This is a genomic window from Roseobacter sp. MH60115, from assembly GCF_015644665.1.
In the GTDB taxonomy this organism is placed as follows: Bacteria; Pseudomonadota; Alphaproteobacteria; order Rhodobacterales; family Rhodobacteraceae; genus Roseobacter.
In genome coordinates this window covers 204415-225577 of record NZ_JADOBQ010000002.1, presented here as the reverse complement: position 1 = coordinate 225577, position 21163 = coordinate 204415, and the positions used below count along the sequence as shown (strand labels likewise).

At 62.5% G+C, this 21163-nt stretch carries 21 protein-coding genes, 2 pseudogenes and 1 riboswitch; of the genes and pseudogenes, 3 read left to right on the top strand and 20 right to left on the bottom strand.

What is annotated here, in order from left to right; translation table 11 throughout:
* Nucleotides 1-9 precede the first annotated feature (9 nt).
* From cobA to cbiE, 5 genes are read right to left on the bottom strand one after another with little or no spacing between them, the layout of a single operon-like run.
* Complete coding sequence (gene cobA / locus ISX84_RS06640) at nucleotides 10-729, bottom strand: uroporphyrinogen-III C-methyltransferase (RefSeq protein WP_195819569.1); 720 nt, start codon at nucleotides 727-729, stop codon at nucleotides 10-12.
* Nucleotides 726-2045, bottom strand: coding sequence for a cobyrinate a,c-diamide synthase (locus ISX84_RS06635; protein WP_195819568.1), 1320 nt, complete (start codon nucleotides 2043-2045; stop codon nucleotides 726-728). The genes cobA and ISX84_RS06635 overlap by 4 nt, the downstream gene beginning before the upstream one ends.
* On the bottom strand, nucleotides 2038-2832 hold the full coding sequence (gene cobM, locus ISX84_RS06630; RefSeq protein ID WP_195819567.1) for a precorrin-4 C(11)-methyltransferase: 795 nt from the start codon (nucleotides 2830-2832) through the stop codon (nucleotides 2038-2040). The genes ISX84_RS06635 and cobM overlap by 8 nt, the downstream gene beginning before the upstream one ends.
* Complete coding sequence (locus ISX84_RS06625; RefSeq protein ID WP_195819566.1) at nucleotides 2829-3197, bottom strand: cobalamin biosynthesis protein; 369 nt, start codon at nucleotides 3195-3197, stop codon at nucleotides 2829-2831. The genes cobM and ISX84_RS06625 overlap by 4 nt, the downstream gene beginning before the upstream one ends.
* On the bottom strand, nucleotides 3194-4393 hold the full coding sequence (gene cbiE / locus ISX84_RS06620) for a precorrin-6y C5,15-methyltransferase (decarboxylating) subunit CbiE (protein WP_195819565.1): 1200 nt from the start codon (nucleotides 4391-4393) through the stop codon (nucleotides 3194-3196). The genes ISX84_RS06625 and cbiE overlap by 4 nt, the downstream gene beginning before the upstream one ends.
* On the opposite strand from cbiE, the gene ISX84_RS06615 reads away from it, so the two are divergent.
* The gene (locus ISX84_RS06615) at nucleotides 4392-5147 is read left to right on the top strand and encodes a cobalt-precorrin-6A reductase (protein WP_195819564.1); all 756 of its coding nucleotides are present in this window, start codon (nucleotides 4392-4394) and stop codon (nucleotides 5145-5147) included. The genes cbiE and ISX84_RS06615 overlap by 2 nt on opposite strands.
* Here ISX84_RS06615 and cobJ read toward each other — a convergent pair.
* From cobJ to ISX84_RS06575, 8 genes are all read right to left on the bottom strand, one after another.
* Nucleotides 5120-5872: a precorrin-3B C(17)-methyltransferase gene (gene cobJ, locus ISX84_RS06610; RefSeq protein WP_195819563.1), complete on the bottom strand. Its 753-nt coding sequence runs from the start codon at nucleotides 5870-5872 to the stop codon at nucleotides 5120-5122. The genes ISX84_RS06615 and cobJ overlap by 28 nt on opposite strands.
* Entirely contained in the window at nucleotides 5869-6597 is a 729-nt protein-coding gene (cobI, locus tag ISX84_RS06605; protein ID WP_195819562.1) for a precorrin-2 C(20)-methyltransferase, read from the bottom strand. Before cobI ends, cobJ begins: the two co-directional genes overlap by 4 nt.
* Nucleotides 6594-7223, bottom strand: coding sequence for a precorrin-8X methylmutase (locus ISX84_RS06600; protein ID WP_195819561.1), 630 nt, complete (start codon nucleotides 7221-7223; stop codon nucleotides 6594-6596). The genes cobI and ISX84_RS06600 overlap by 4 nt, the downstream gene beginning before the upstream one ends.
* Entirely contained in the window at nucleotides 7223-8356 is a 1134-nt protein-coding gene (gene cobG / locus ISX84_RS06595) for a precorrin-3B synthase (RefSeq protein WP_195819560.1), read from the bottom strand. Before cobG ends, ISX84_RS06600 begins: the two co-directional genes overlap by 1 nt.
* Entirely contained in the window at nucleotides 8353-11646 is a 3294-nt protein-coding gene (gene cobN, locus ISX84_RS06590) for a cobaltochelatase subunit CobN (RefSeq protein WP_195819559.1), read from the bottom strand. Before cobN ends, cobG begins: the two co-directional genes overlap by 4 nt.
* 6 nt (nucleotides 11647-11652) lie before the next feature.
* Entirely contained in the window at nucleotides 11653-12711 is a 1059-nt protein-coding gene (gene cobW, locus ISX84_RS06585; protein WP_195819558.1) for a cobalamin biosynthesis protein CobW, read from the bottom strand.
* Nucleotides 12704-13102: a DUF1636 family protein gene (locus ISX84_RS06580; protein WP_195819557.1), complete on the bottom strand. Its 399-nt coding sequence runs from the start codon at nucleotides 13100-13102 to the stop codon at nucleotides 12704-12706. Before ISX84_RS06580 ends, cobW begins: the two co-directional genes overlap by 8 nt.
* A 95-nt stretch (nucleotides 13103-13197) precedes the next feature.
* Nucleotides 13198-13405: riboswitch (cobalamin riboswitch) on the bottom strand.
* 70 nt (nucleotides 13406-13475) lie between these two features.
* Nucleotides 13476-13835, bottom strand: a complete 360-nt coding sequence (locus ISX84_RS06575) for a helix-turn-helix domain-containing protein (protein ID WP_195819556.1) — start codon at nucleotides 13833-13835, stop codon at nucleotides 13476-13478.
* 255 nt (nucleotides 13836-14090) lie between these two features.
* Here ISX84_RS06575 and ISX84_RS06570 point away from each other — a divergent pair, with 255 nt between their 5' ends.
* Together ISX84_RS06570 and ISX84_RS06565 are read left to right on the top strand one after the other, a co-directional pair.
* On the top strand, nucleotides 14091-14762 hold the full coding sequence (locus tag ISX84_RS06570) for a YqiJ family protein (RefSeq protein ID WP_195819555.1): 672 nt from the start codon (nucleotides 14091-14093) through the stop codon (nucleotides 14760-14762).
* 45 nt (nucleotides 14763-14807) lie between these two features.
* Nucleotides 14808-16517 (top strand): flotillin family protein, encoded by a 1710-nt coding sequence (locus tag ISX84_RS06565; RefSeq protein WP_195819554.1) that lies wholly within the window; start codon nucleotides 14808-14810, stop codon nucleotides 16515-16517.
* Nucleotides 16518-16758: 241 nt separating this feature from the next.
* Here the strand turns inward: ISX84_RS06565 and ISX84_RS23150 are convergent.
* From ISX84_RS23150 to ISX84_RS06540, 7 genes and pseudogenes are all read right to left on the bottom strand, one after another.
* A pseudogene (locus ISX84_RS23150) lies at nucleotides 16759-16926 on the bottom strand (integrase); the annotation flags it as partial.
* Nucleotides 16927-17027: 101 nt separating this feature from the next.
* Nucleotides 17028-17315 (bottom strand): annotated as a pseudogene (locus tag ISX84_RS23145) (aldehyde dehydrogenase (NADP(+))); the annotation flags it as partial.
* A 216-nt stretch (nucleotides 17316-17531) separates the two neighbouring features.
* Nucleotides 17532-17996: a deoxycytidylate deaminase gene (locus ISX84_RS06560; RefSeq protein WP_195819553.1), complete on the bottom strand. Its 465-nt coding sequence runs from the start codon at nucleotides 17994-17996 to the stop codon at nucleotides 17532-17534.
* A 5-nt stretch (nucleotides 17997-18001) separates the two neighbouring features.
* Nucleotides 18002-18868 carry a dihydrodipicolinate synthase family protein gene (locus tag ISX84_RS06555; RefSeq protein WP_195819552.1) on the bottom strand — a complete coding sequence of 289 codons (867 nt, stop codon included), beginning with the start codon at nucleotides 18866-18868 and terminating at the stop codon, nucleotides 18002-18004.
* A 1-nt stretch (nucleotide 18869) separates the two neighbouring features.
* Nucleotides 18870-19214 (bottom strand): 4Fe-4S dicluster domain-containing protein, encoded by a 345-nt coding sequence (locus tag ISX84_RS06550; RefSeq protein ID WP_195819551.1) that lies wholly within the window; start codon nucleotides 19212-19214, stop codon nucleotides 18870-18872.
* Between the two features lie 4 nt (nucleotides 19215-19218).
* Nucleotides 19219-19992 (bottom strand): enoyl-CoA hydratase-related protein, encoded by a 774-nt coding sequence (locus tag ISX84_RS06545; RefSeq protein WP_195819550.1) that lies wholly within the window; start codon nucleotides 19990-19992, stop codon nucleotides 19219-19221.
* Entirely contained in the window at nucleotides 19989-21155 is a 1167-nt protein-coding gene (locus tag ISX84_RS06540) for a CaiB/BaiF CoA transferase family protein (protein WP_195819549.1), read from the bottom strand. The genes ISX84_RS06545 and ISX84_RS06540 overlap by 4 nt, the downstream gene beginning before the upstream one ends.
* Nucleotides 21156-21163: the final 8 nt, after the last annotated feature.

Sequence of the window (21163 nt, the reverse complement as noted above, 5' to 3'; positions counted from 1 at the left end):
AAGCGACTTTCAACCCTCGGCAAACGGCCCATAGAGGATCAGGGCCGGTTTATCACCGATTTCCTGTGCCAGCTGCCTCGCCAGTTGTGACACGGTGGAGCGATGGATGCTCTGCTCCGGGCTGCTGACACTTTCGGCGAGAATCGCCGGTGTGTCAGGCGGCAGGCCTCTCTTGGTCAGCTCTTCCAGCAGTTTGGGGAAGGTGCGTTTACCCATGAACACCACCGTTGATGCTGTCGGATCGGCAAGCGCCTGCAGGTCCAAATCCTGTGGCAGTTGACCACTGACATCATGGCCGGTGACAAATTGCACACGGCGCGCGGTCAGACGCCGCGTCAGCGGAATGCCCGCCGCCGCCGCAGCGGCGCAGGCGGAGGGGATGCCCGGAATGATCTCATATGGAATACCCGCCGCGCGCAGGGCCACCAGTTCCTCCTCCAGCCGGCCAAAAAGCCCGCTGTCGCCTGACTTCAGGCGCACCACACGCTGATCCATCTGCGCGTATTCAACCAACAGTCGGCTGACGTGCTGCTGTTTCGGTGAAGGCCGCCCTGCCCGTTTGCCGACCCCGACCAGATCTGCGCCCGATCGCGCATGGCTGAGGATCGGCCCCGAGGAGAGATCGTCAAACAGTACGGCATCGGCGCGTTTCAACCGGTCTACAGCCTTCAGCGTCAAAAGCTCGGGATCGCCGGGACCGGACCCCACAAAGCTGACGAAACCGGTCACGCGTTTTCCTCTGCGGTGATGAAGTGGAAAAACGTGCCGGAAACGTGATCACGGTGCGATCCGGTCTCGGGCACGGAGTTGCCGTCAGCATCTGCGACGTCGGCCAGCGCCGCATCGGGTTGTTCCAGAATGGTAGAATAGTGGAATTCATGCCCCCGCAAAGCAACACCCGGCCCATACCCCGGCAGCGGGGCCGTCAGCACCGCCCGCCGATAACCCAGATGGAACTTGCGTTTCTCGTAGCTGGTGACAAGACCCAGCAGCCCTGCCATCTGGTGCCGGGTGCCTTCCTTGTCGATCAACGCTTCTCCAAGGGCCATGTAGCCCCCGCACTCCCCATGCACGGGCCGCGTCTCTGCGTGTTTCCGCAAGCCGGTTTGAAATGTGGTGGCTGAGGCCAGCACGCCACCATGCAGTTCCGGATAGCCCCCCGGCAGCCAGACCAAATCGGCGCTTGCATCCGGGGCCTGATCCGCCAGCGGGGAAAAGGGCAGGATTTCCGCCCCCGCCTCGCGCCAGCCCTTGAGCACATGCGGATAGGTAAAGGAAAACGCCGCATCCCGCGCCAGGGCGATACGCTGAGCCGGTGGTGTTGGCAGCTTGGCGCTGTCGAGGGGTGTGATCTGGCCCTTGGCCGCTGCACGAATGGCCGCGATGTCGACATGGTCGCGCAGAAACTGCGCATAGCCTGCAATGGCGGCCTCCAGATCGGGATGTTCAACTGCCTGGATCAGCCCCAAATGGCGTTCCGGCAAGGTCAGGTCCCCCCGGCGTGGCAGGACGCCCAACACGTTCAACCCGGCGTTTTCCATGCCCAGACGCGCAAGGCGTTCATGGCGCGGCGAGGCGCAGCGGTTCAGGATCACCCCGGCAAAGGGGACATCCGGGTTGTAGGCCTGAAATCCGAGCGCCGTTGCCGCCGCCGATTGCGCCTGCCCGCTGACATCCACGACCAGAACCACGGGCCAGCCCATGCGCTGCGCCGTCTCAGCGCTGCTGCCAAATCCGCTCTGCCCCCGGGTGGCCACACCATCATAGAGGCCCATAGACCCTTCGGCGACACAGATATCGGCACCCGTCGCCTCGGCGGATATTGCGGCCAGCAAATCCGACCCCATCGCCCAGCTATCGAGGTTGAAGGACGCGCGTCCACTGGCCGCATGGTGAAAGGCCGGGTCGATGTAGTCCGGCCCGGATTTGAAGGGTTGCACCCGCAGCCCGTCTTCTGCCAGCGCGCGCAGCAGCCCCAGCATCACCGTTGTTTTCCCTGTCCCCGATGACGGCGCAGAGATCATGATGCCCGGCATATCAGTCATCGCCATGGCTCCAGCTTGCCCAGGGGCTTTCCGCGCTTTGCGGGCGGTAGCGCCTGTCGTAATCCGTTGAATAGAGGCAGCTTTCGTCAAACCCCTCCGCTGCCAAAGCCGGTCCAACGAGGATCAGCGCCGTGCGCGCAATCCCGGCATCCAGTCGCGTGGCAATGTCCGAGAGCGTACCCCGAATAATCTGCTCATCCGGCCAACTGGCACGATAAACCACCGCCACCGGGCAGTCGGCACCATAGGCGGGCGTCAGATCATCGATAACCGTATCAAGGTTCTGAATGGACAAATGGATGGCCAGGGTTGCACCGGTCGCGGCGAAATTCGTCAGGGTTTCGCCTTCCGGCATCGAAGAGGCCCGGCCCGGCGTGCGGGTCAGCACCACCGATTGCGCCAGCCCGGGCAGGGTCAGCTCCGCCCCCAAGGCGGCGGCGGCGGCCGAGAAGGAAGGCACGCCGGGCGTGACCGACACCGGGATACCGGCCGCGCGCAGGCGGCGCATTTGTTCGCCCATCGCGGACCAGACGGACAAATCGCCTGAATGCAGCCGCGCGATATCCTTACCCGCCGCATGTGCGGATTGGATCGCGCCCATGATGTCATCCAGCGACATCGACGCGGTGTTCACGATCTCTGCCTCCGGTGGGCAATGCGCAAGGATCGCCTCCGGCACGAGGGAGCCCGCGTAGAGGCACACAGGGCAGGACGCAATAAGATCGCGCCCGCGCAGGGTCAGAAGGTCGGGAGCGCCCGGTCCGGCGCCGATGAAATGGACGGTCATGATGTCTCTCTGATGGCAAGCGCGCAGGTCGCAAGCTTGTCGGCTGAAATATGTCTAAGGGTCAAGAGGCGGGCGTCCGGGCCAGCTGCGGCAAGGGCTGCGGCCTCGGCGACCGATCCGGTGCCATGCGCCTTTTGCGAGGCCTCAGACTGGGTTGTGGTGGATTGCTGCTGCAGGATGTCGGCGGGCACAGCCTTCACTGGTATTCCGATCTTTTCCGCGAAGAGACGGAACGCCTCTGCGGTTGCTTTGTCTTCTGATGTTGCCAGCACATCCGGCTGCACGGCCTCGCAGGCACGATCAAGGGCGTCCTGCAAACTGCCGACGGAGGCGGTTTTGCGAAAGCCAAAACCGGCGGCAATCATAGGGACACGCTCCATTGAACAATCGGGTAGCTGGTTTTCCACCCGCGTTTCGGCCCCAGCGGCTCGGCGCGCGCCACCTCCAGCCGGATCAGCGTGCCGCCTAGGCGGCGGTGGGCTTCAGCAACAAGTGCTTCGGTTTCGAGTGTCACGGCATTTGCCACCAACCGCGTGCCCTTGGCAAGATTACTCTCCAGCCACTGCAGCAGCGCGCCGGTCAGCCCGCCGCCAATGAAAACCACCTGCGGCTCTTTCTGCCCAACCAACGCATCTGGTGCTGCACCGGTGACGACCTTCAGGCGGTCGACCCCAAGCCGCCCGGCATTTGCACTGATCCGGGCGGCACGGTCCGGGTTCGGCTCAAAACTCGTGGCCTCAAGTGTCGGATGCGTCAGCAACCATTCGATCCCGATGGATCCGGAACCGCCACCAATGTCCCACAGGTGTTCAAAGGGCCTTGGAGCCAGCGCGGAGAGTGTCATCGCGCGCACCGGTTGCTTGGTGATCTGCCCGTCCGTTTCAAACCAGTCGTCCGGTCGACCGCTGGCCAGCGGCAGGGCAGCCCCACCCCCGGCAACCTCAACGGCGACGCAAAGGGGATGTTCGAAGCGCTCCGTCGCAACGGCATCGACGCGCAGATGCGTCACCCGCTCGCGCGGCCCCCCCAAGGCTTCAAGCACGCTTAAAGCGGAAGCCCCAAACCCGGCATCGCTCAGATAGGCCCCCAACGCCCCAACGGCGTCACCATCGCGGAGCAGCGCGATGATTTTCACATCGGGTGCCAAATGAGGCCGCAAGCGCGTCAAGGGAGCCGCATGCAGGCCCAGGCAAACCGTCCGCTCCAGCGACCAGCCCATGCGATTGGCCGCAAGGGAAAAGCTGGAGGGACCGGGGAAGGAACACCACTCTTCCGGCTCCAGATGGCGCGCCAGCGTGGCCCCTGCGCCGAACCAGAAAGGATCACCCGATGCCAGCACAACCACGCGTTTGCCCCGCAGGCCCGACAGGATATCGATGCCGTCAGAAAAGGGAACCGGCCAGCGTCGCGTCTCACACGGCAAATCGCCCACCAGCGCCAGATGCCGTGGGGGGGCCATGACGATTTCCGCAGCCTCAAGGGCGGTTCGACTTGCAGGCCCCAGGCCTTTGAGGCCATCTTCGCCCAATCCGATGATGGTCAACCACGGGGTCTCAGACATGGAGCCAAACCTGCTTGTTCTTGGCGGCACGACCGAAGCCACCGCGCTCTGTCACGCCATGAGCGATGCAGGTGTGCGGGGCACGATCTCCTTTGCCGGTCGCGTGGCGCGGCCGGTTCGGCAACCGCTGCCGCAGCGGGTTGGCGGGTTCGGCGGTGTTGCGGGGCTGGTGGACTATCTGCGCCAGGCCGCCATCACCCATGTGGTTGATGCCACACACCCCTTTGCCGCGCAGATGAGCCGGCATGCGATTGCTGCCTGTTCTGAAACCGGCGTGCCGCTCACCGCGCTGACCCGCGCCCCTTGGACGCCGGAACCGGGGGACAATTGGACCCATGTTGCGGATATCGACGGTGCCGTCGCCGCGCTGGACCGGCCCGCCGCGCGCGTCATGCTGGCCATCGGGCGGATGAACCTGCCCGCGTTCGCCCCGCGACCACAGCATTTCTACCTGCTGCGTCTCGTCGATCCGCCCGAAACACCGCCCGCCCTGCCCGACCATCACGTCGAGGTCGACCGTGGCCCGTTCAGCTTTGACGGTGACCTCGCCTTGATGCGCCAGCACGCAATTTCGCTGGTTGTGTCGAAAAACTCTGGCGGGACAGGGGCTTATGCCAAAATCCGCGCCGCGCGCGCACTGGGGCTGCCGGTCATCATGATCGCCCGCCCGGATTTGCCCCCCCGGCATGAAGTGCATGATGCCCATGCCGTATTGGACTGGGTGGGTCATGCCTCCACCGACCTCGGCGTATAGACAATCGGCGCGCCATCCCGTTCGATCACACGGGTGGTGGAGGAGCCGATAATCACCATCGTGCGCATATCCGCCATATCGGGCGTCGCCTGCGACAGGGATACGATACGGATGCTTTCCTCCGGTGTGGAGACGGCCCGCGCAAAGATGATGGGGCGGTCATCGCGGCAGGCGTCCTTGAGGATCGATAGCGTTTTTTCAAAGCCTTCGGGGCGCGATTTCGACCGTGGGTTATAGAACGCCATGGCAAAATCGCCTTCTGCCGCCAGTCGCAGCCGCTTTTCGATCAGCGCCCAGGGTTTGAGATTATCGCTGAGGTTAATCGCACAAAAATCATGACCCAGAGGCGCGCCCACCCGCGCCGCAGCGGCCAACATCGCCGTGATCCCGGGCGCAACCCGTATGTCCAGCGCATGCCAGCCCGGCGGTCCGGCCTGGACCGCTTCGAACACCGCGGCCGCCATGGCAAAAACGCCCGGATCACCGGATGACACCACCACGACGCGCCGCCCTGCCGCCGCCATTTCCAGCGCATGATTGGACCGGTCGATTTCCACGCGATTGTCACTTGGATGCAGGCGCAGGCCTTCGCGTTCAGGCACCCGCGCCACATAGGGAATATAGCCCACCACATCCGTCGCCTCGGCCAGCGCACGGCTCACCTCCGGGGTGATAAGGTCCGGATCACCCGGCCCCAACCCTGCGATGACCAGCCAGCCGCTCATGGTCTGCGTCCCTGCCCATGCACCACGATGATGGAGAAATAGGGCGTGATCTTGTCACCTGCCTCGGACAGGCGCTGCACTGTCTGATTGGGCATGCTGGCGTATTCCACCAGCCAGGCGGCGTCGAGTTTGCCTGCCCGTTTCAGCGCCGATTTCACCTTTTCAAAGTGTCTGCCGATCTTCATGACGACGACGGCATCGCTGCGCTGCATGGCGTCGGCCAGCATGTCCTCTGGCAAGGTCCCCATCAGCACCGTCAGGATATCATCCCCCCAGGTGACCGGTTGCCCGGTGGCCGTCCAGGCCCCCGACATACCCGTAATCGCCGGTACGACCTCGACCGGCACCACGTCTTTCAGCCGGGTATATAGATGCATGAAGGAACCGAAAAAGAAGGGGTCCCCTTCGCACAGCACCACGACATCTTCCCCAGCTTCGGCCAGTTTGCGCAGATGGTCGGTGCATTCTGTATAGAACGCAGAGAGGGCCGCGTTGTAGCCGGGATCGGTGACCGGGATTTCCGTGGTCACCGGGTATTCCATCGCGAATTCCACCACCTCGTCGTGCAGCATGCCGTTGACGATGCGCCGTGCCTGCCCGGACCGGCCCGCCTTGCGGAAAAACGCCACATGACGCCCGTTCCGCAGCAACCTGTCCGCGCGGACGCTCATCAAATCCGGATCACCCGGACCAAGGCCAACGCCGTAAATCGTGCCGACACTCATTCCGCGCGGCTCGCAAGGGCGTTGACGGCCGCGACGGTGATCGCGCTGCCGCCCAGGCGTCCTTGCACGATGCAACAGGGCACCGGTTGATCCGCCCAGAGCGCATCCTTGCTCTCCACGGCACCGACAAAGCCCACCGGACAACCGATGATCGCAGCCGGGCGCGGGCACGCGGGGTCCTGCAGCATGTTGAGCAGGTGGAACAGGGCCGTGGGTGCGTTGCCAATGGCGACCAGGGCACCGGCCAGATGGGGCCGCCACAGCTCCAGCGCTGCGGCAGAGCGCGTGTTCTGCATCTTGGCCGCGAGGTCGCGGACGCCATCATCATGCAGGGTGCAGATGACCTGATTGTCTGCCGGCAGACGCGGGCGCGTGACCCCTTCGCTGACCATGCGCGCATCGCAAAGGATCGGGGCGCCGGCCTCCAACGCCGCCCGCGCGGCCTGCGCGAAGTCAGCGGAGAGCCGGATGTGTTCTTCCAGACCGACAAGCCCTGCCGCGTGGATCATCCGCACGGCGATCTGCTCTTCATCCGCGCTGAACCGGTCCAGCTGTGCTTCCGAGCGGATCGTGGCAAAGGACTGCTTGTAGATCGCGGCGCCGTTGGTCTCATAGGTGTAGGTCATCAATGGCTCTTCACTTCCGCCAAAAGGTCATTGGGCACCAGCCCGGATTTCTCGGGGGCATCCCATGCACATCCCTGCCGGACAAGGTCAAATCGTCCCGCTTTGCCAACTAAAGTCACGTCAGCCGGTTGGCTGCGCGCGCATCCCTTGGCACATCCCGACACATGCAGCGTGCCCGACATTCCTTGCGCGAGCGCCTGTGCAAGCCCGCGCGTTTCGACGCTGGCACTCTCGCAGAAGGGGGCGCCGGGGCAGGCATCTGCATGCAACAACGGGTCATCGGGCGTTGACACAAAATCCGCACCGGTGAGCGCAGAGCTCCCCTCCAGCACAAAGAGCCGCCACGGTGTGACCCGCAGCGCCCGCGCGCCGGATGTTTCCATGGCCCGCGCCAATGCCCCGGCATCAAGCTGACCAAAGGCAGCGCCCAGGATCAGTCCGGCGGCATGGGGTCCGGGCACAGGCAGGGGCCCGGCAGCCAGTGGCGCCGCCGTGTCCCATCCCTGCGGCAAGGAGGTGCGTGCAAGCAGGGTCCGCATGCGCCGCTCGTCCGGTCGGCGTTCTGCCGTGAACCATGCGGCAAGCTCCAAGATGGTCGCGATGACCGCGCTGCGCGGCACCGGTTGCCCCAGGGGCGACCCATCGGCCCGCACGATGAACCCCTCCGCACTACGCTCCACCCGGATATCTGCCGAGGCATTCTGCAAGAGCGGTGCAGGCCCGGTATCGATGGCAAATCCGAACTTGGCAGGCAGGTCCGGCAAAGAGGGCAGCGCCTCCAGCAAATGCGTGACGATGTCGTGGGTGTCATCGCCAGCGTCCCAGAAGGGAGACACCAGAATGTTCCGGCGCGCCTCTATCTCAGGCGTTGCGTCCAGCAGGTCCAGATCGTTCAATGCGGCAAGCAGCGGCTCAAACCCTTGCTCCGACACGCCCCGGATCTGAAGATTGGCGCGGTTGGTCAGGTCCAGAAAGCCGTTGCCATAGGTCTGTGCCAGATCGCACAGACCAAGCACCTGCCCGCGATCGAGGCGGGCGTGAAACGGGCGCACCCGCACGATCAGCCCGTCGCCCGACATCATCGGTTTGAATGCCCCCGGGCACCATCCTTTCACACTGAGCTGCACGCTCATTGTGCAGCTTCCAACTGGGCCAGGATCGAGTTGCGCCGTGTCTGCCACAGACCGGCGGCATGCAACTCGGCGAACCGTGCCAGCATGGCCGCGTGGGCTGCCGGGTTGGCATCCTGCAAGAACTGATCCGTCTCCGCGTGGCCCAGCGTTGCATCGTGATAGAGATCAAAGAGATGCGGTGAAACAGCCCCTGCCAGATGCGCAAAAGCAGCCATGTGATCCAACGTTGCCGCAATCTCTGCCGCACCGCGAAAGCCATGCGCGCGCATACCCGCAACCCAGCCCGGATTGGCGGCCCGCGCCTGGACCACACGGGCGACTTCCTCGGGCAAGGCCCGCGCCCGGGGGCGGTTTGGGTCGGTATTGTCGAGATGATAGAGCGCCGCCTGCCCGCCGGTGATCGCCTGCGCCGCCGCAAATCCGGCCTCATGCGCGGCGTAGTCAGCCGCCAGCAGCAGATCCGTTTCGGGCAGGTCCTGCGCGTGCACAAAGGTATCCGCTTCGGCCACACGGGCGCGAATGCCGTCTTCGTGCCGTTCGGCCTCGTCGCCATCCAGCCTCCAGGCGCTGGCGTTGAGCCATGCTTCACCGGCGCGCTGACGGCCCTCGGCCGTGTAGGTCTCTGCCGCGTCGGTCATGCCAACGCCGAAACGCCCCGGGGCCGGGCCATAGACCCTCGCCAGATCACTGCGCCCGACATAAGGGTTCCAGTCAGCGGCCTCGTCCCGCGCGGCCAGGGCGCGGACCGCCTGACCAAAAAGCGCCGACAGCGTCGGAAAGACATCGCGGAACAGCCCCGAAACCCGCAGCGTGACGTCGATCCGCGGGCGGTCCAGTTCGGTGATGGGCAAGACCTCGACCCCCGAGACCCGCTCGGACCCGGCATCCCATACCGGGCGCGTGCCCAGCAGATGCAGTGCCATGGCAAAGTCTTCGCCCGCTGTGCGCATCGTGGCCGACCCCCAGAGATCAACGATCAGCCCGCGCGGCCAGTCTCCAGCCTCCTGCAGGTGGCGGCGCACCAATTCCTCGGCCAGCCGAACGCCCTGCTTATAGGCGGCCCGGGTCGGTACGGCACGCGGGTCCGTGGTGTAGAGATTGCGCCCGGTGGGCAGCACATCGGTCCGCCCGCGATAGGGGGAGCCGGAGGGCCCGGCGGCAATGCGTCGGCCATTCAGCGCATCAAGCAGCGATTGCCGCTCTGCCCTGGTTGACGATGCCGTCTCGAAAGTAGTCTCCGATTTAACGGGTCGCCCCCAGATGTGCAGCCCCTCGCCAAACTGGCTTTCTTTGATGTCACAGACAAAGCGGTCAATGCGCGTGATCGCCTCGGCGTCGCACCCGGCACGGTCCAGCCCGAGGTCCTCCTCGACGCCCAGTGCCTGCGCTTCGGCGCGGATGTCTTCCTGCAAACGGTCCCGGCGCCGAGGGTCGAGCCCGTCCGCATTGGAAAACTCATCCAGCAGCGCTTCCAGACGCACCAACCGGTCCGGCGTGCCGCTTTCCCGCAGGGGCGGTGGTACGTGGCCCAGCGTCACCGCACCGATCCGCCGCTTGGCCTGTGCCGCCTCGCCCGGATCATTCACGATGAACGGATAAATCACCGGCAGCGCCCCGGTCAGCGCCTCTGGCCAACAGGTCTCGGATAGGGCCACTGACTTGCCAGGCAGCCATTCCAGCGTGCCATGCGCGCCGATATGCACAAGCGCGTCCACATGGGATTGGAGCCACAGGTAAAACGCCACATAGGCATGGCGCGGCGTGCGCGACAGGTCGTGATAATCATCATCGCGCTGCGCGTGGTTGCCCCGCTCCGGTTGGAGCGCCAGAACGGCGGCGCCTTCGCGCAACATGGAGAAGTGAAATGACCCATCCCGCACGTCCGGATCGGTCTCCGGCGCGCCCCACGCTTCGGTCAGATCATCGCGAAGCTTTTGCGGCAACTTGCCCAGAGCCGCTTCATATGCTGCGATCGGCCAGATTTCGCGCTGTTCGAGCAGCCGGTGCGACAGGTCATCCGCAACGGGCGCTACGTCATAGCCCACGGTGGCAAGGTCCCGCAGAATGGCAAGCGCGGATTCCGGTGCATCCAGCCCGACCGCATGGCCCATGTTCCAATCCTTGCCCGGATAGGTCGAGAGCACCAGCGCGACGCGACGTTCGGTAATGGGCGTGCGCGCCAGCGTGAGCCAGCCGTGCACCCGATCCGCAATCGCGTCGATCCGATCCGCGTCCGGCGCATGGGCGAACCGGGAGTATTCCAGATCAGTGTCGCGGACGCCGGGCTCTTTGAACGACGCCACGCCGCCCATGAGCCGCCCATCCACCTCTGGCAACACCACATGCATGGCCAGATCGGCAGGGGACAATCCCCGCTCTGCCTCAGCCCAGGCGGCGCGGGTCGATGTGGCGAGCGCCACTTGAAACACCGGCACCTCACCTGCATCCAGCGGCGAGGTGCCATCCTCTCCCTTGCCGCTAAAGGCGGTCGCGTTCGCGATCGCCGCCGGTTTCAGATGCGCCACCTGCCGACGCAACCATGCGGCGGCCTGAGGGGCCTTGAGTGAAGGGACGAAGAGCCCCGTGACATCATAACCGCGCGCCCGGAAGACCTCAAAAAGCTTCGTGATCGGTGCCAGATCGGCGGAGACCAGATAGGACCGGTAGAAGGTCACCAGAATGCGCGGTTTGGCCTCGGGCGTCTGCGCCATGACAGGACAGGTGACTCCATGTTCCGGGGTCCAGGCGCCCAAGGGCGGCAGAACCTTCGCACCCTTGACCGGCCCGGCATAAAGCCCCGCCGCAAGGGACAATTGGGCCAGCGCCGCCTGTGCCGCCACCACGCCGCCCGTGTCACAGAGATGCGCGAGCCTGCGCAAAGTGGATACGGGCAGCGTGGCATAGTCATCCAGACGCGTATCCACCCGGCCATCCGCGGGCAAGACGGCCAGTGCGATGCCTTTCCGCTCTGCCAAGGCCCGCACTTGCTGCAGCCCGTAAAACCAATAGGGCACCCCGCCGATGAGCCGGATCAGGATGCCCTTTGCGCCCTCAAGGGTCTGTTCGACATAGGTGTCGACGGACAGCGGATGTTTGAGCGCCACCAGATTGGCCAATCGCAGCGTGGGCAGGCGCCCTTCCGGGCCGCCCCCGCGTCGCCACGCCGCCGCGAAAGCACCGAGATCACTGTCGGAGAAGGACAAAACCACCAGATCGGCTGGGCTCTGCCCCAGATCCGTCGGCGTCTCGGTCTCTTCCAACCCGTGGCTTTCGCGGAAAACGACGTGCATTGGCTGTTACTCAGCCGCCTCGACGGCTCTCACGCCCAGAACGGATTTGATGGTGTCCGCGTTGATGTCGTCATGCTCGGCAATCACCACCAAGCGCCCTTGGCGCGCCTCATCCGGCTGCCAGGGGCGGTCATATTGGTGTCGCACGCGGGCGCCAACCGCCTGCACCAGCAAGCGCATCGGCTTACCGGCCACCGCTGCATAGCCCTTGACCCGCAGGATATTGTGATCATTGGCCAGAGCTTCGACCGCGCGCACCAAATCTGCCGGATCCGCCTGTTCCGGGATGTCGACAACGATGCTTTCAAAATCATCATGCTCGTGATCATCATGGCCATCGTGATGGGAAGGGCGTGCCTCCATGTCATCTTCGGCGGCAGCCTCAAGCCCGAGGATCACACGAGGATCCACCACACCTTCGGCCACTTCGACCACGGGCAGCGGGCGGGGGGCTTCGGCGGCGATGATCGCCTTGGCCTTGGCCACGCCTTCAGGACCCGCAAGGTCAGGCTTGGTCAGCAGGATGATGTCGGCGCAGGAAATCTGATCCTCAAAGACCTCCGACAGTGGCGTTTCGTGATCAATGCTCTCATCGGCTTCGCGCTGCGCGTCCACTGCGGCCACGTCAGGGGCAAACCGGCCCGCAGCCACGGCCTCGGCATCGGCCAGCGCAATCACACCGTCCACGGTGATTTTGGAGCGGATATCAGGCCAGTCAAACGCCTTGAGCAGGGGTTTCGGCAACGCCAGACCCGACGTTTCGATCAGGATATGATCGGGGCGCGGCTCCAGCGCCATCAGCGCCTCGATGGTCGGGATGAAATCATCGGCCACGGTGCAGCAGATGCAGCCATTGGCCAGTTCCATGATGTTCTCGGCCGGGCAATCGGGAATGGCACAGCTTTTCAGGATGTCGCCATCCACACCCACATCGCCGAATTCGTTCACAACCACGGCGAGGCGCTTGCCACCGGGGTTCCGAATCAGTTCGCGCACCAGCGTGGTTTTGCCCGAGCCCAGGAAGCCGGTGATGACGGTCACGGGAAGTTTTGCAAGATCAGTCATGTTCGTTCTCCAGCGGCGGGATGCGCGCGATACAGTTGCGTTTAAAGTGTTCGGGGCGTTCACGCCACGGGATCAACCCATCCTGCGTGGCGTTGTAGCGGGCGGCCCCATCGATCAGGATGTCCGGATGCGACACTTCATCGATGTTTCCGTAGATATATGTCCACCGATCCCCGCCCCGCAGGGCAATGGTGCAGCCATAGTCGCAGTTTTGCAGGCATTCGACCGCCTTGAGGCGAATCCCCGGTGGCATCTCGCTTTGCGCCAAAGTGTCATAGAGCCGTTGTCCCGGGCGGCGCTCGTCCTCCGGGATTTCGAGGCCGCGCCTGCATTTGACACAGACCAGTAATTCTGTGGTGTGACCGTCAGGCGCCGTGGCGTTGGTCGTCATGAGGTTATGTCCCATATGTCATGGGACGTGGGTCAGATGGCGAGATGGGCCTGATTGCCTCAGGACTTTTCCCGACACCGGAACACCCCGTCCGGTTTCTTCACGCGTTGCTGGCAGGTCTCCCGGCTCACGGATTTTGGCGTCTGCCTGCGGTCTGCCTGCCTTCCCGGAGCACGGCTCCAGTGGCATTGGCGAACCTTTCCGTTCACGGTCGCGGGGGCGGCTGTGCTTTGCCAAAAAGAGGTCCGGCTGCACATTCCCTTTTCACTTGCCTGAGCAAGCACCAACAGGAAAGCAGTTGCTTCGGAATGTGGGGTGATGTCAAGCGCAACCGGTGGCACGCTGGCAGGATCAGGAGGTCATATTGCCCGGCCTATTGTGTTTCCCGCGCCGGAGCATTCCAGAAATCGACGGGCATGTCCTGCAACAGTTGTGCGGCACAATCCTCGATCCAGTCCTGCTGTTCCTCAGCAGACCAACCGTCAAAGCCCTTTTCCTGCGCGGACAATGTCCGGGCATTCCGCAATGCCTGCTCGTACTTCAACGCCTCAATCGGTTTGTCGGGTACAATCGCGTAAACGAATTTACCTCCCATCGAACGGGCAAGCCGGTCCATCTGCTTGAGCGAGATGGAACCTTCTTTTTCGCTCCGTTCCGCCTGATAAATCGCGTTCCGGCTGACACCCTTGCGCGCGGCCACATCCTCGGCAGACATGAACAATGCTTGACGCATTGTCGAAATCCATCCCTTTTCCGGCGGAGACAAATCAGCGACAAGATCGGCACTGCGGTCAAGAAACCGCGCCCACCTGCGTCGTCGCATGAAGTCCGGCATGTCACGTCCTTGGCAAAGGTTTCGTTGGATGTTCGTTAAAACATAGAGTGGAGATCAGTAAATACAAGATATAGTCACTTTTTTTGGAAAAATGCACATCTATACCTAACAATCATGTGATGTAACTCCTATGTATTTATTGAAAGGACTTTTATGATTGATCTGTTTCTTGCCGCGCAGTCTTTGCCATTTGCAAGCGCCCTTGCCGTGGTCTTCGGGTTGTTCCTGCTGGAAATTCTGAGCCTTCTGCTGGGCAGTACGGTTCTGGGTTTCGGCGGCGAGGCGCCCGATCTGGATGCAGATATGGACGCGGATTTCGACTTGTCCTCTGATCTGGAGGCGGAAACGCCGGGTCTGAGTGACACAGATGTCAGCAGCCCTTCCGGCCTGCTGGGCTGGCTGGGCATCCGCGATGTGCCCTTTCTGATCTGGCTGGTGTGCTTTCTGACCATGTTCGGCCTCTCCGGCCTGATCCTGCAGTCCGCAATTGGCAGTATTTTCGGCGCTCCGCTGCCCGCGCTGATCGCGTCAGGGATTGCCCTGATACCTGCCGCGGCGCTCACACGGTTTCTGACCGGTTGGGTCGCCGCCCTGATGCCAAAGACCGAGACAAGCGCCATGCGCAAACGGTTCCTGGGTGGGCATCGCGGCGTCATTTCGCAGGGCACCGCCACACGTGGAAAACCCGCGGAGGCAAAGATCAAGGATCGGTTCGGAAATACCCACTACCTGCGGGTCGAACCGCTTTATGACGGTGATGTCTTTCCCCAGGGCAGCGACATCACGCTCATTCGCAAACGCGGCGATCAGTTCTTCGTAATCTGACGCCACCCTAGAATTATCCCGTTCTCACAACTTGAGGAGTTTACTATGACGTTCACACCTATTCTTACGATTGCCGCAACGATTATCGGGCTTCTCCTGTTTGTCGCCCTGATCATGGCACGGCTCTACAAACGGGCGACCCGCGAGACCAGCCTCGTGAAAACCGGCTCTGGCGGGCGCAAGGTCATCATGGACGGTGGCACAATCGTGGTGCCCTTCCTGCACGAGATCTCCAAGGTCAACATGAAGACCCTGCGCCTCGAAGTGGCGCGTGTGAACGAGCAGTCGCTGATCACCAAGGACCGGATGCGGGTGGATGTGGGTGTGGAATTCTACGTCTCGGTCAATGCGACCGAAGATGGGATTTCGCGTGCGGCCCAGACGCTGGGCGACAGAACGTTCCATGTGGACCAGCTGCGCGAGATGATCGAAGGTAAGCTGGTGGATGGTCTGCGCGCCGTGGCCGCGCAGATGACCATGGACGAGTTGCATGAGAACCGCGCCAGCTTTGTACAGGAAGTGCAGAATGCGATTTCCGAAGACTTGCTGAAGAATGGTCTGGAACTGGAAGCGGTTTCGCTGACCGCGCTGGACCAAACACCGTTCGACTCGCTGGACGAGAACAACGCCTTCAACGCGGTTGGTATGCAAAAACTGGCGGAGGTCATTGCCACCTCGCGCAAGAAGCGCGCTGAAATCACGGCAGAGGCAGATGTCTCTGTGGCGCGGTCCGAAATGGAAGCCGAGAAGATCAAGTACAATATCGACCGGGAGCAGAAAGAGGCCTCCATCGATCAGATCCGTGAAATTCAGACCCTGCAGGCCAAGCAGGAGGCGGAAATCGCGCGCAATCAGGAAGCCTCCGACCAGGCCAAGGAACAGGCGCGGATCGAGCGGGAGCGCGCCGTGCGCGCCGCGGAGATTGAGCGGGAGCGGACCATCCGCGAAGCAGAAATCGCCAAGGAACGTGAATTGGAGGTGGCTGATCAGGAACGTCAGATCATCGTGGCGCGCAAGTCCGAAGAGGAAAGCCAGGCCCGTGCCTCTGCTGACAAGGCGCGTGCCGAGGCCAAGAAATCGTCCGAGGCCATCGAGACCGCCCGCGCCGTCGCCGAGGCGGAACGTCTGAAAAGCATCGCGATTATCGAGGCGCAGAAGGAAGCGGAGCGTCAGGCAACCGCCATTCGTCTTGCCGCCGCGGCGGAGAAAGAAGCCGCCAGTGACAGGGCCGCCGCGCTGCTGGAAGAGGCACAGGCCGATGCGGATTCCGTGAAGGTCCGCGCGGAGGCCAAGCGCACCGACCTGCTGGCGACAGCGGAAGGTCAGACCGCCATTGCGAACTCCGAGAATGAGTTGAGCGCCGAGATCATTGCAATGAAAGTGCGCCTTGCACAGCTGGAGGCGATGCCTGCAATCATTGCCGAAATGGTCAAACCAGCCGAAAAGATCGACTCCATCAAAATTCACCAGGTCACTGGCATGGGTGGCGGCGCAGGCACACAGGGCGAAGCAGGCGGTACACCTGTCAACCAGGCGCTCGACTCCGTGCTTGGCATGGCCCTGCAAATGCCCGCGATGCAGGCTCTTGGCAAAGAGCTCGGCATCAGCCTTGAAAATGGAATTGCAAATGTCGCCAATGGCACGATTGCAGGGCCGACAACCGCCCGATCCGCAGAGGAGCCGACAGAAAAACCGCTGATTGAGAAAGCGACCGCAGAGCCTGTTCAGACCGAAGAAAAACCTTCGGTACAATAGCCGATAACGTCAGCGTCATACATCACGCCCCGGATCCGCTTCGAAAGTGGGCCTGGGGTTGCCCAAAGAGGAGTGCCATTTGGCTTCCGAGCTGTTTCTGATGTCAGAACCGTTTGTCGATGGGCCAAGGTCGATAGTCTGATGAATTGGCGGTCGTCGCCTTCACTCGGCAACCATGGACCAACGAAGATGGATAAAGCAGACATTGGTGCGCGCAGCAGGTGCCGCACGCCGACAGAGCTCAAATGTCGATCCGCTCCGCGATACTCAGCATGTCATCCAACTCGACGCCCAGACAACATATCGTACTACGGACCTTGGTGTGACCAAGCAAAGGCTGTACCGCTCGGAGGTTCCCAATCGTGCGATAAATCTTCGCAACTTTGCTTCGGTGGAGTAAGCGGGTACCGCGAACGCACGAGGCGACTGAAAACCCATTTGATTGGCTGCTGAGCTCTGCAGCAGATCAGCTTTGTCGGTGAGCCCATTGGTGCAAGACTTTCCGATGACTTATGGCAGAAGGTCCTTCGGCATGTTCTGGTAACACACCGGACGCAGAAAACGACGAATGGCCATGTTGCCGACCGATGTGGCCTCAAGATTGGTCGAGGCGGGATAGGGGCCGCCATGGACCATGCTGTCACAGACCTCTACGCCGGTGGGAAACCCATTGGCCGACAGCCGTCCGGCCTTGCGTTCAAGGATCTACAAAAACGCCCTGGCGTCGACCGTGTCGTCAGCGTCGAGATGCATCGTGCAGGTCAACTGACCGGGAAGCGCTTGAGCCACGGCGCGCATCAATCTGTGCGGCGACCTCATTGAGGAATGCGGCACGCTCATCGGCAGAGCTATAGCCATAGCTCGGAACGCGTCTTCCGCTGCTTGGCAGGCGCGGTTGATCAACTCGGGTGTGCCCGCCGCGAAACTGTCCGAGGCACGGTCTACGGGTTCATTGCAGAAGTCCGGTCCGAGCCGATCCAGTCACCTGCGACCAGTGAAACGCCTTTGAGCATGTCAGTTTCCTTCTGTGTATTCCGTGATGGTCAACCCTGCTTCGCCCAACATACGCGCGGAGACCTGAAAGCTGTGATCCAATGCGCCGTCCGCCTTTGGGATCGGCGGCGCCACGATCCGCGCCACGCCAGACTGGATCAGGGCGCGTCCGCAATCGGCGCAGGGAAAGCGGTTCACAAAGGCGGTGCAGCCCATAAGGGACACGCCGGTGCGTGCTGCGTTGTAGATGGCGTTGCGTTCGGCATGTTCGATCCAGTGAAACTTCTCGCCGCTGGCGCGATCAAAGCGGGCGTCGTCATCGGCCAGAACACCGCGCGGCAAGCCGTTATAGCCCACCGTGCGCACTTCATTGCCGCGCGGGTCGACGATGACACAGCCGACCTGAAAATCACGATCTTCGGACCAGCCTGCAATGTGGTCGCATAGGCCCATGAAGCGGCGCGCCCAGATTTTCTCATCCGCCATCTCCGCTAACCCTCTACTGCGGTTCCAAGATCCCGCCGGGCCGCGCCCGTTAGCGTACAAAAAGGGGGCAGAACGGCCCGCCACCGCGCATCCTGCGTGCGATCCGCCACAAGCGATTTCACGTTTGCGATCAAGCGCGGACCAGCGATAAGCCCCCGTTTGCGTGCGATTTCACTGCATAAATCTGCAGGTGGCGTTTCGCGGTGCGCCCAGATTGCGCCGGCCAGTGGCGCAGTGATGTTGACGCTGGCAGAAATGCAGCCCGCGAACCCATCCTGATGCGCTGTTACAAGCGCGGTTTCGGAACTTGGGAACACGCCGAGTGCGGGGTTTGCCGCAACGATGCTGCGGCAATAGTCCAGATCGCCTGACGAATCCTTGATGCCTGTAAATCTTGCAGGCACGCGCCGTGCCAGATCGGCGATAACAGCGACCGGCATGGCGATGCCTGTCATCTGCGGGAAGTTGTAAAAGTAAATCTGAATGTCGCGCGCGCCCAATGCCGCGTGCAGGGCCATGAACCAGTCGGTCAAGCCTTCGTCCGTAAGCGGTTTGTAGTAGTAAGGGGGCAGCACCAGCGCGACCCCGTAGCCCAGATCATCGGCATGTTTTGTCAGGGCAATCGTCTCGTGCAGCGAGGGCGTGCCGGTGCCCACCATTAGGCGGTCCTCTGGCAGGTTTTCCGCGCCCCAGGCCATCACAGCGCGGCGTTGTGCGGTGTCAAAGGAATTGGCCTCGCCGGTTGATCCCAGAATATTGAGCGCATCACACCCATGGGCCACTGCCCAGCAGCAATGTACGACGAACAACTCTTTGATCGGTGTGCCGTCTGCGTCAATCGGTGTGGGAACGGCTGCGATGACACCCTGCATCTTATCCGACCGCGCTTGTTTTGGGCTGAACCAGCCCGAGCAGATCGGGCGGGTCCTTGACTGGCGCATCACCTTTCTTCCACCCGCCGGGTTCCGCCATACGGCCATCGGCATCGCGGAATGCCGCGTCATTCAGTGCCACAAAGGCCTGCTCCTCCTCACCCACCTCATCGTCATAGCGGATCGCGTCGACCGGGCAGATGCTTTCGCACATGCCACATTCAATGCATTCGGTGGGGTGGATGTAATACATGCTTTCGCCCTCATAGATGCAGTCCACCGGGCAGGAGGTCGTGCAGATGCCGTCCTTGACGTCAATACAGGCGCTTGTGATTACGAGGGTCATAGGCTCAGCGCCCCGTCCAGACGGGTCGGCGCTTTTCGCGAAACGCGGCGACACCCTCATCCGCGTCATCGGACTGCAACGCAGTGATCAATTCCGGTGTTTGCCGCGTGAACGCATCGTGGACGGGCATATCCGGTGTCTCGCGTACCAGCGCCTTGATGGCGCGGAGCGATAGCGGGGCGGAAGCAAGGATATCGGCAACCCACGCATCAACTTCAGCATCGAGGCTGTCTTGCGGCACCACGGCATTGATCAGACCATAGCGCGCCATCTCTACCGCCGGGACCATGCGCCCCGTCATCATCATGCCAACAGCAATGTTGCGCGGGATCAGCCGTTGCAGCAGCACCATGCCCCCATCAAGCGGGACGCGCCCGACCTTGGCCTCGGGCAGGGCAAACCGGGCAGTGTCGGCCGCAATGACGATGTCACAGCCCAGCACCATTTCGAGCCCGCCGCCAAGGGCCAGCCCGTTGACCCGCGCAATCACCGGGGTTTTCATTGTCCGGCGCAGCGCCAGCCCTGAAAACTCTCTGCTGATACTTTCCCAATACGCGACACCGCTATTGCCGGTGTCATCCTTGAGGTCGGCACCTGCACAAAACGCCCGCGCGCCTGCGCCTGTCAGTACGACGCATCGGATGTCGGGCGTGGTCTCGACCTCTTCCCAGATCTCGCACAGGCGCTGGTGCGTTACCGTGTCGATGGCATTCATGCGATCCGGGCGGTCGATGGTCACGCGGGCCACATGATCATGAATGTCAAAAATGACGCTCATTCAGCGGCCTCTGTCCGCAGCCGGGCGGCCAACCCCTCCAACACTTCCTGGGTATGTTCCCCCAACCGTGGCGGCAGGCGGTGGACCTGCATTGGCGCGTCACTCAAATGAATAGGAGAACCTACAAGGGTCATTTCACCCAGCAACGGATGATCAATGGGGCAGAGCATCCCGTTGATCTTGGTCTGCTCGTCATCCAGGGCTTCGCCGAGCGACCGCACAGGCGCGCAAAGAAGATCCTGCGCCTCCAACCGCTCCAGCCAGTAGGCCGAGGTGTTGGTTGCAATCCGGTCGCTGAAGCGCTTCTGCAAGAGCGATTTGTTGGCCCGCTGCATCTCCAGCGTCGGATAGTCGGGCGACATGTCGTCAAGTTCGAGCGCTGTGCAGATATCCCGCAGCGGGTTGGCCTTAAACGCCCCTACGATCACAATCGCGCCGTCCGTCGCGTCGAACACACCGGTCAATGGCATCGCGGCCCAGTTCAGCACGTCGCGATGTTTGGACCATTGGGCGGCCTCCTGCATCTGCATGGCGATCATGCTGTCAAAAAGCGATACGCCCACTTTCTGGCCCCGCCCCGTTTTGTCGCGCATCAACAGAGCGGCAAGAATGCCTTGGACAAGATGCATCCCCGCAGAATAGTCGCACAATGTCGTCGGATAGATGGATTTCGGGATGGACGGGTCCTGGGTCTTTTCCATGACCCCCGACATGGCCTGCGCCAGCACGTCCTGCCCGCCCTTATGAGCATAGGGGCCGGTTGGACCGTAGCCCGTACCGGACGCGCAGATGATGCGCGGGTTAATCTGGCTCAGCGCGTCATACCCAAAGCCCAACCGATCCATCACGCCTGCGCGGAAGTTGTCGACAACCACATCCGCCGTGCGCACCAGATCAAGAACCTGCTGGCGCCCTTCTTCTGATTTCGTGTCGATCTCGACAGAGCGCTTGTTGCGGTTGAGCGAGGCAAAAACTGCGTTGTTCATGGCCTCTTCCGAGGGTTCGCCAAAGAAGTTGCGGCTGAGATCGCCTGAGCCGGGGCGTTCGATCTTGATCACATCGGCCCCGAAATCGCCCAACATCTGGGTTGCGCAAGGGCCAAGCATCACTTGAGTGAAGTCGATCACCCGAATGCCGCCGAGCGGCGTCGTTTCCTCTGACATTTTGAAGT

What these genes read in the sequence shown, in the direction of transcription:
- ISX84_RS06570 (WP_195819555.1), top strand. Translation starts at nt 14,091, where the DNA reads ATGATTGATCTGTTTCTTGCCGCGCAGTCTTTGCCATTTGCAAGCGCC.
- ISX84_RS06565 (WP_195819554.1), top strand. Translation starts at nt 14,808, where the DNA reads ATGACGTTCACACCTATTCTTACGATTGCCGCAACGATTATCGGGCTT.
- ISX84_RS06545 (WP_195819550.1), bottom strand. Translation starts at nt 19,992, where the DNA reads ATGAGCGTCATTTTTGACATTCATGATCATGTGGCCCGCGTGACCATC.
- cobJ (WP_195819563.1), bottom strand. Translation starts at nt 5,872, where the DNA reads ATGAGCGGCTGGCTGGTCATCGCAGGGTTGGGGCCGGGTGATCCGGAC.
- ISX84_RS06540 (WP_195819549.1), bottom strand. Translation starts at nt 21,155, where the DNA reads ATGTCAGAGGAAACGACGCCGCTCGGCGGCATTCGGGTGATCGACTTC.
- cobI (WP_195819562.1), bottom strand. Translation starts at nt 6,597, where the DNA reads ATGAGTGTCGGCACGATTTACGGCGTTGGCCTTGGTCCGGGTGATCCG.
- cbiE (WP_195819565.1), bottom strand. Translation starts at nt 4,393, where the DNA reads ATGTCTGAGACCCCGTGGTTGACCATCATCGGATTGGGCGAAGATGGC.
- ISX84_RS06600 (WP_195819561.1), bottom strand. Translation starts at nt 7,223, where the DNA reads ATGACCTACACCTATGAGACCAACGGCGCCGCGATCTACAAGCAGTCC.
- ISX84_RS06575 (WP_195819556.1), bottom strand. Translation starts at nt 13,835, where the DNA reads ATGCGTCAAGCATTGTTCATGTCTGCCGAGGATGTGGCCGCGCGCAAG.
- ISX84_RS06615 (WP_195819564.1), top strand. Translation starts at nt 4,392, where the DNA reads ATGGAGCCAAACCTGCTTGTTCTTGGCGGCACGACCGAAGCCACCGCG.
- cobM (WP_195819567.1), bottom strand. Translation starts at nt 2,832, where the DNA reads ATGACCGTCCATTTCATCGGCGCCGGACCGGGCGCTCCCGACCTTCTG.
- ISX84_RS06580 (WP_195819557.1), bottom strand. Translation starts at nt 13,102, where the DNA reads ATGACGACCAACGCCACGGCGCCTGACGGTCACACCACAGAATTACTG.
- ISX84_RS06560 (WP_195819553.1), bottom strand. Translation starts at nt 17,996, where the DNA reads ATGGCGGATGAGAAAATCTGGGCGCGCCGCTTCATGGGCCTATGCGAC.
- ISX84_RS06635 (WP_195819568.1), bottom strand. Translation starts at nt 2,045, where the DNA reads ATGACTGATATGCCGGGCATCATGATCTCTGCGCCGTCATCGGGGACA.
- ISX84_RS06555 (WP_195819552.1), bottom strand. Translation starts at nt 18,868, where the DNA reads ATGCAGGGTGTCATCGCAGCCGTTCCCACACCGATTGACGCAGACGGC.
- cobN (WP_195819559.1), bottom strand. Translation starts at nt 11,646, where the DNA reads ATGCACGTCGTTTTCCGCGAAAGCCACGGGTTGGAAGAGACCGAGACG.
- ISX84_RS06550 (WP_195819551.1), bottom strand. Translation starts at nt 19,214, where the DNA reads ATGACCCTCGTAATCACAAGCGCCTGTATTGACGTCAAGGACGGCATC.
- cobW (WP_195819558.1), bottom strand. Translation starts at nt 12,711, where the DNA reads ATGACTGATCTTGCAAAACTTCCCGTGACCGTCATCACCGGCTTCCTG.
- ISX84_RS06625 (WP_195819566.1), bottom strand. Translation starts at nt 3,197, where the DNA reads ATGATTGCCGCCGGTTTTGGCTTTCGCAAAACCGCCTCCGTCGGCAGT.
- cobG (WP_195819560.1), bottom strand. Translation starts at nt 8,356, where the DNA reads ATGAGCGTGCAGCTCAGTGTGAAAGGATGGTGCCCGGGGGCATTCAAA.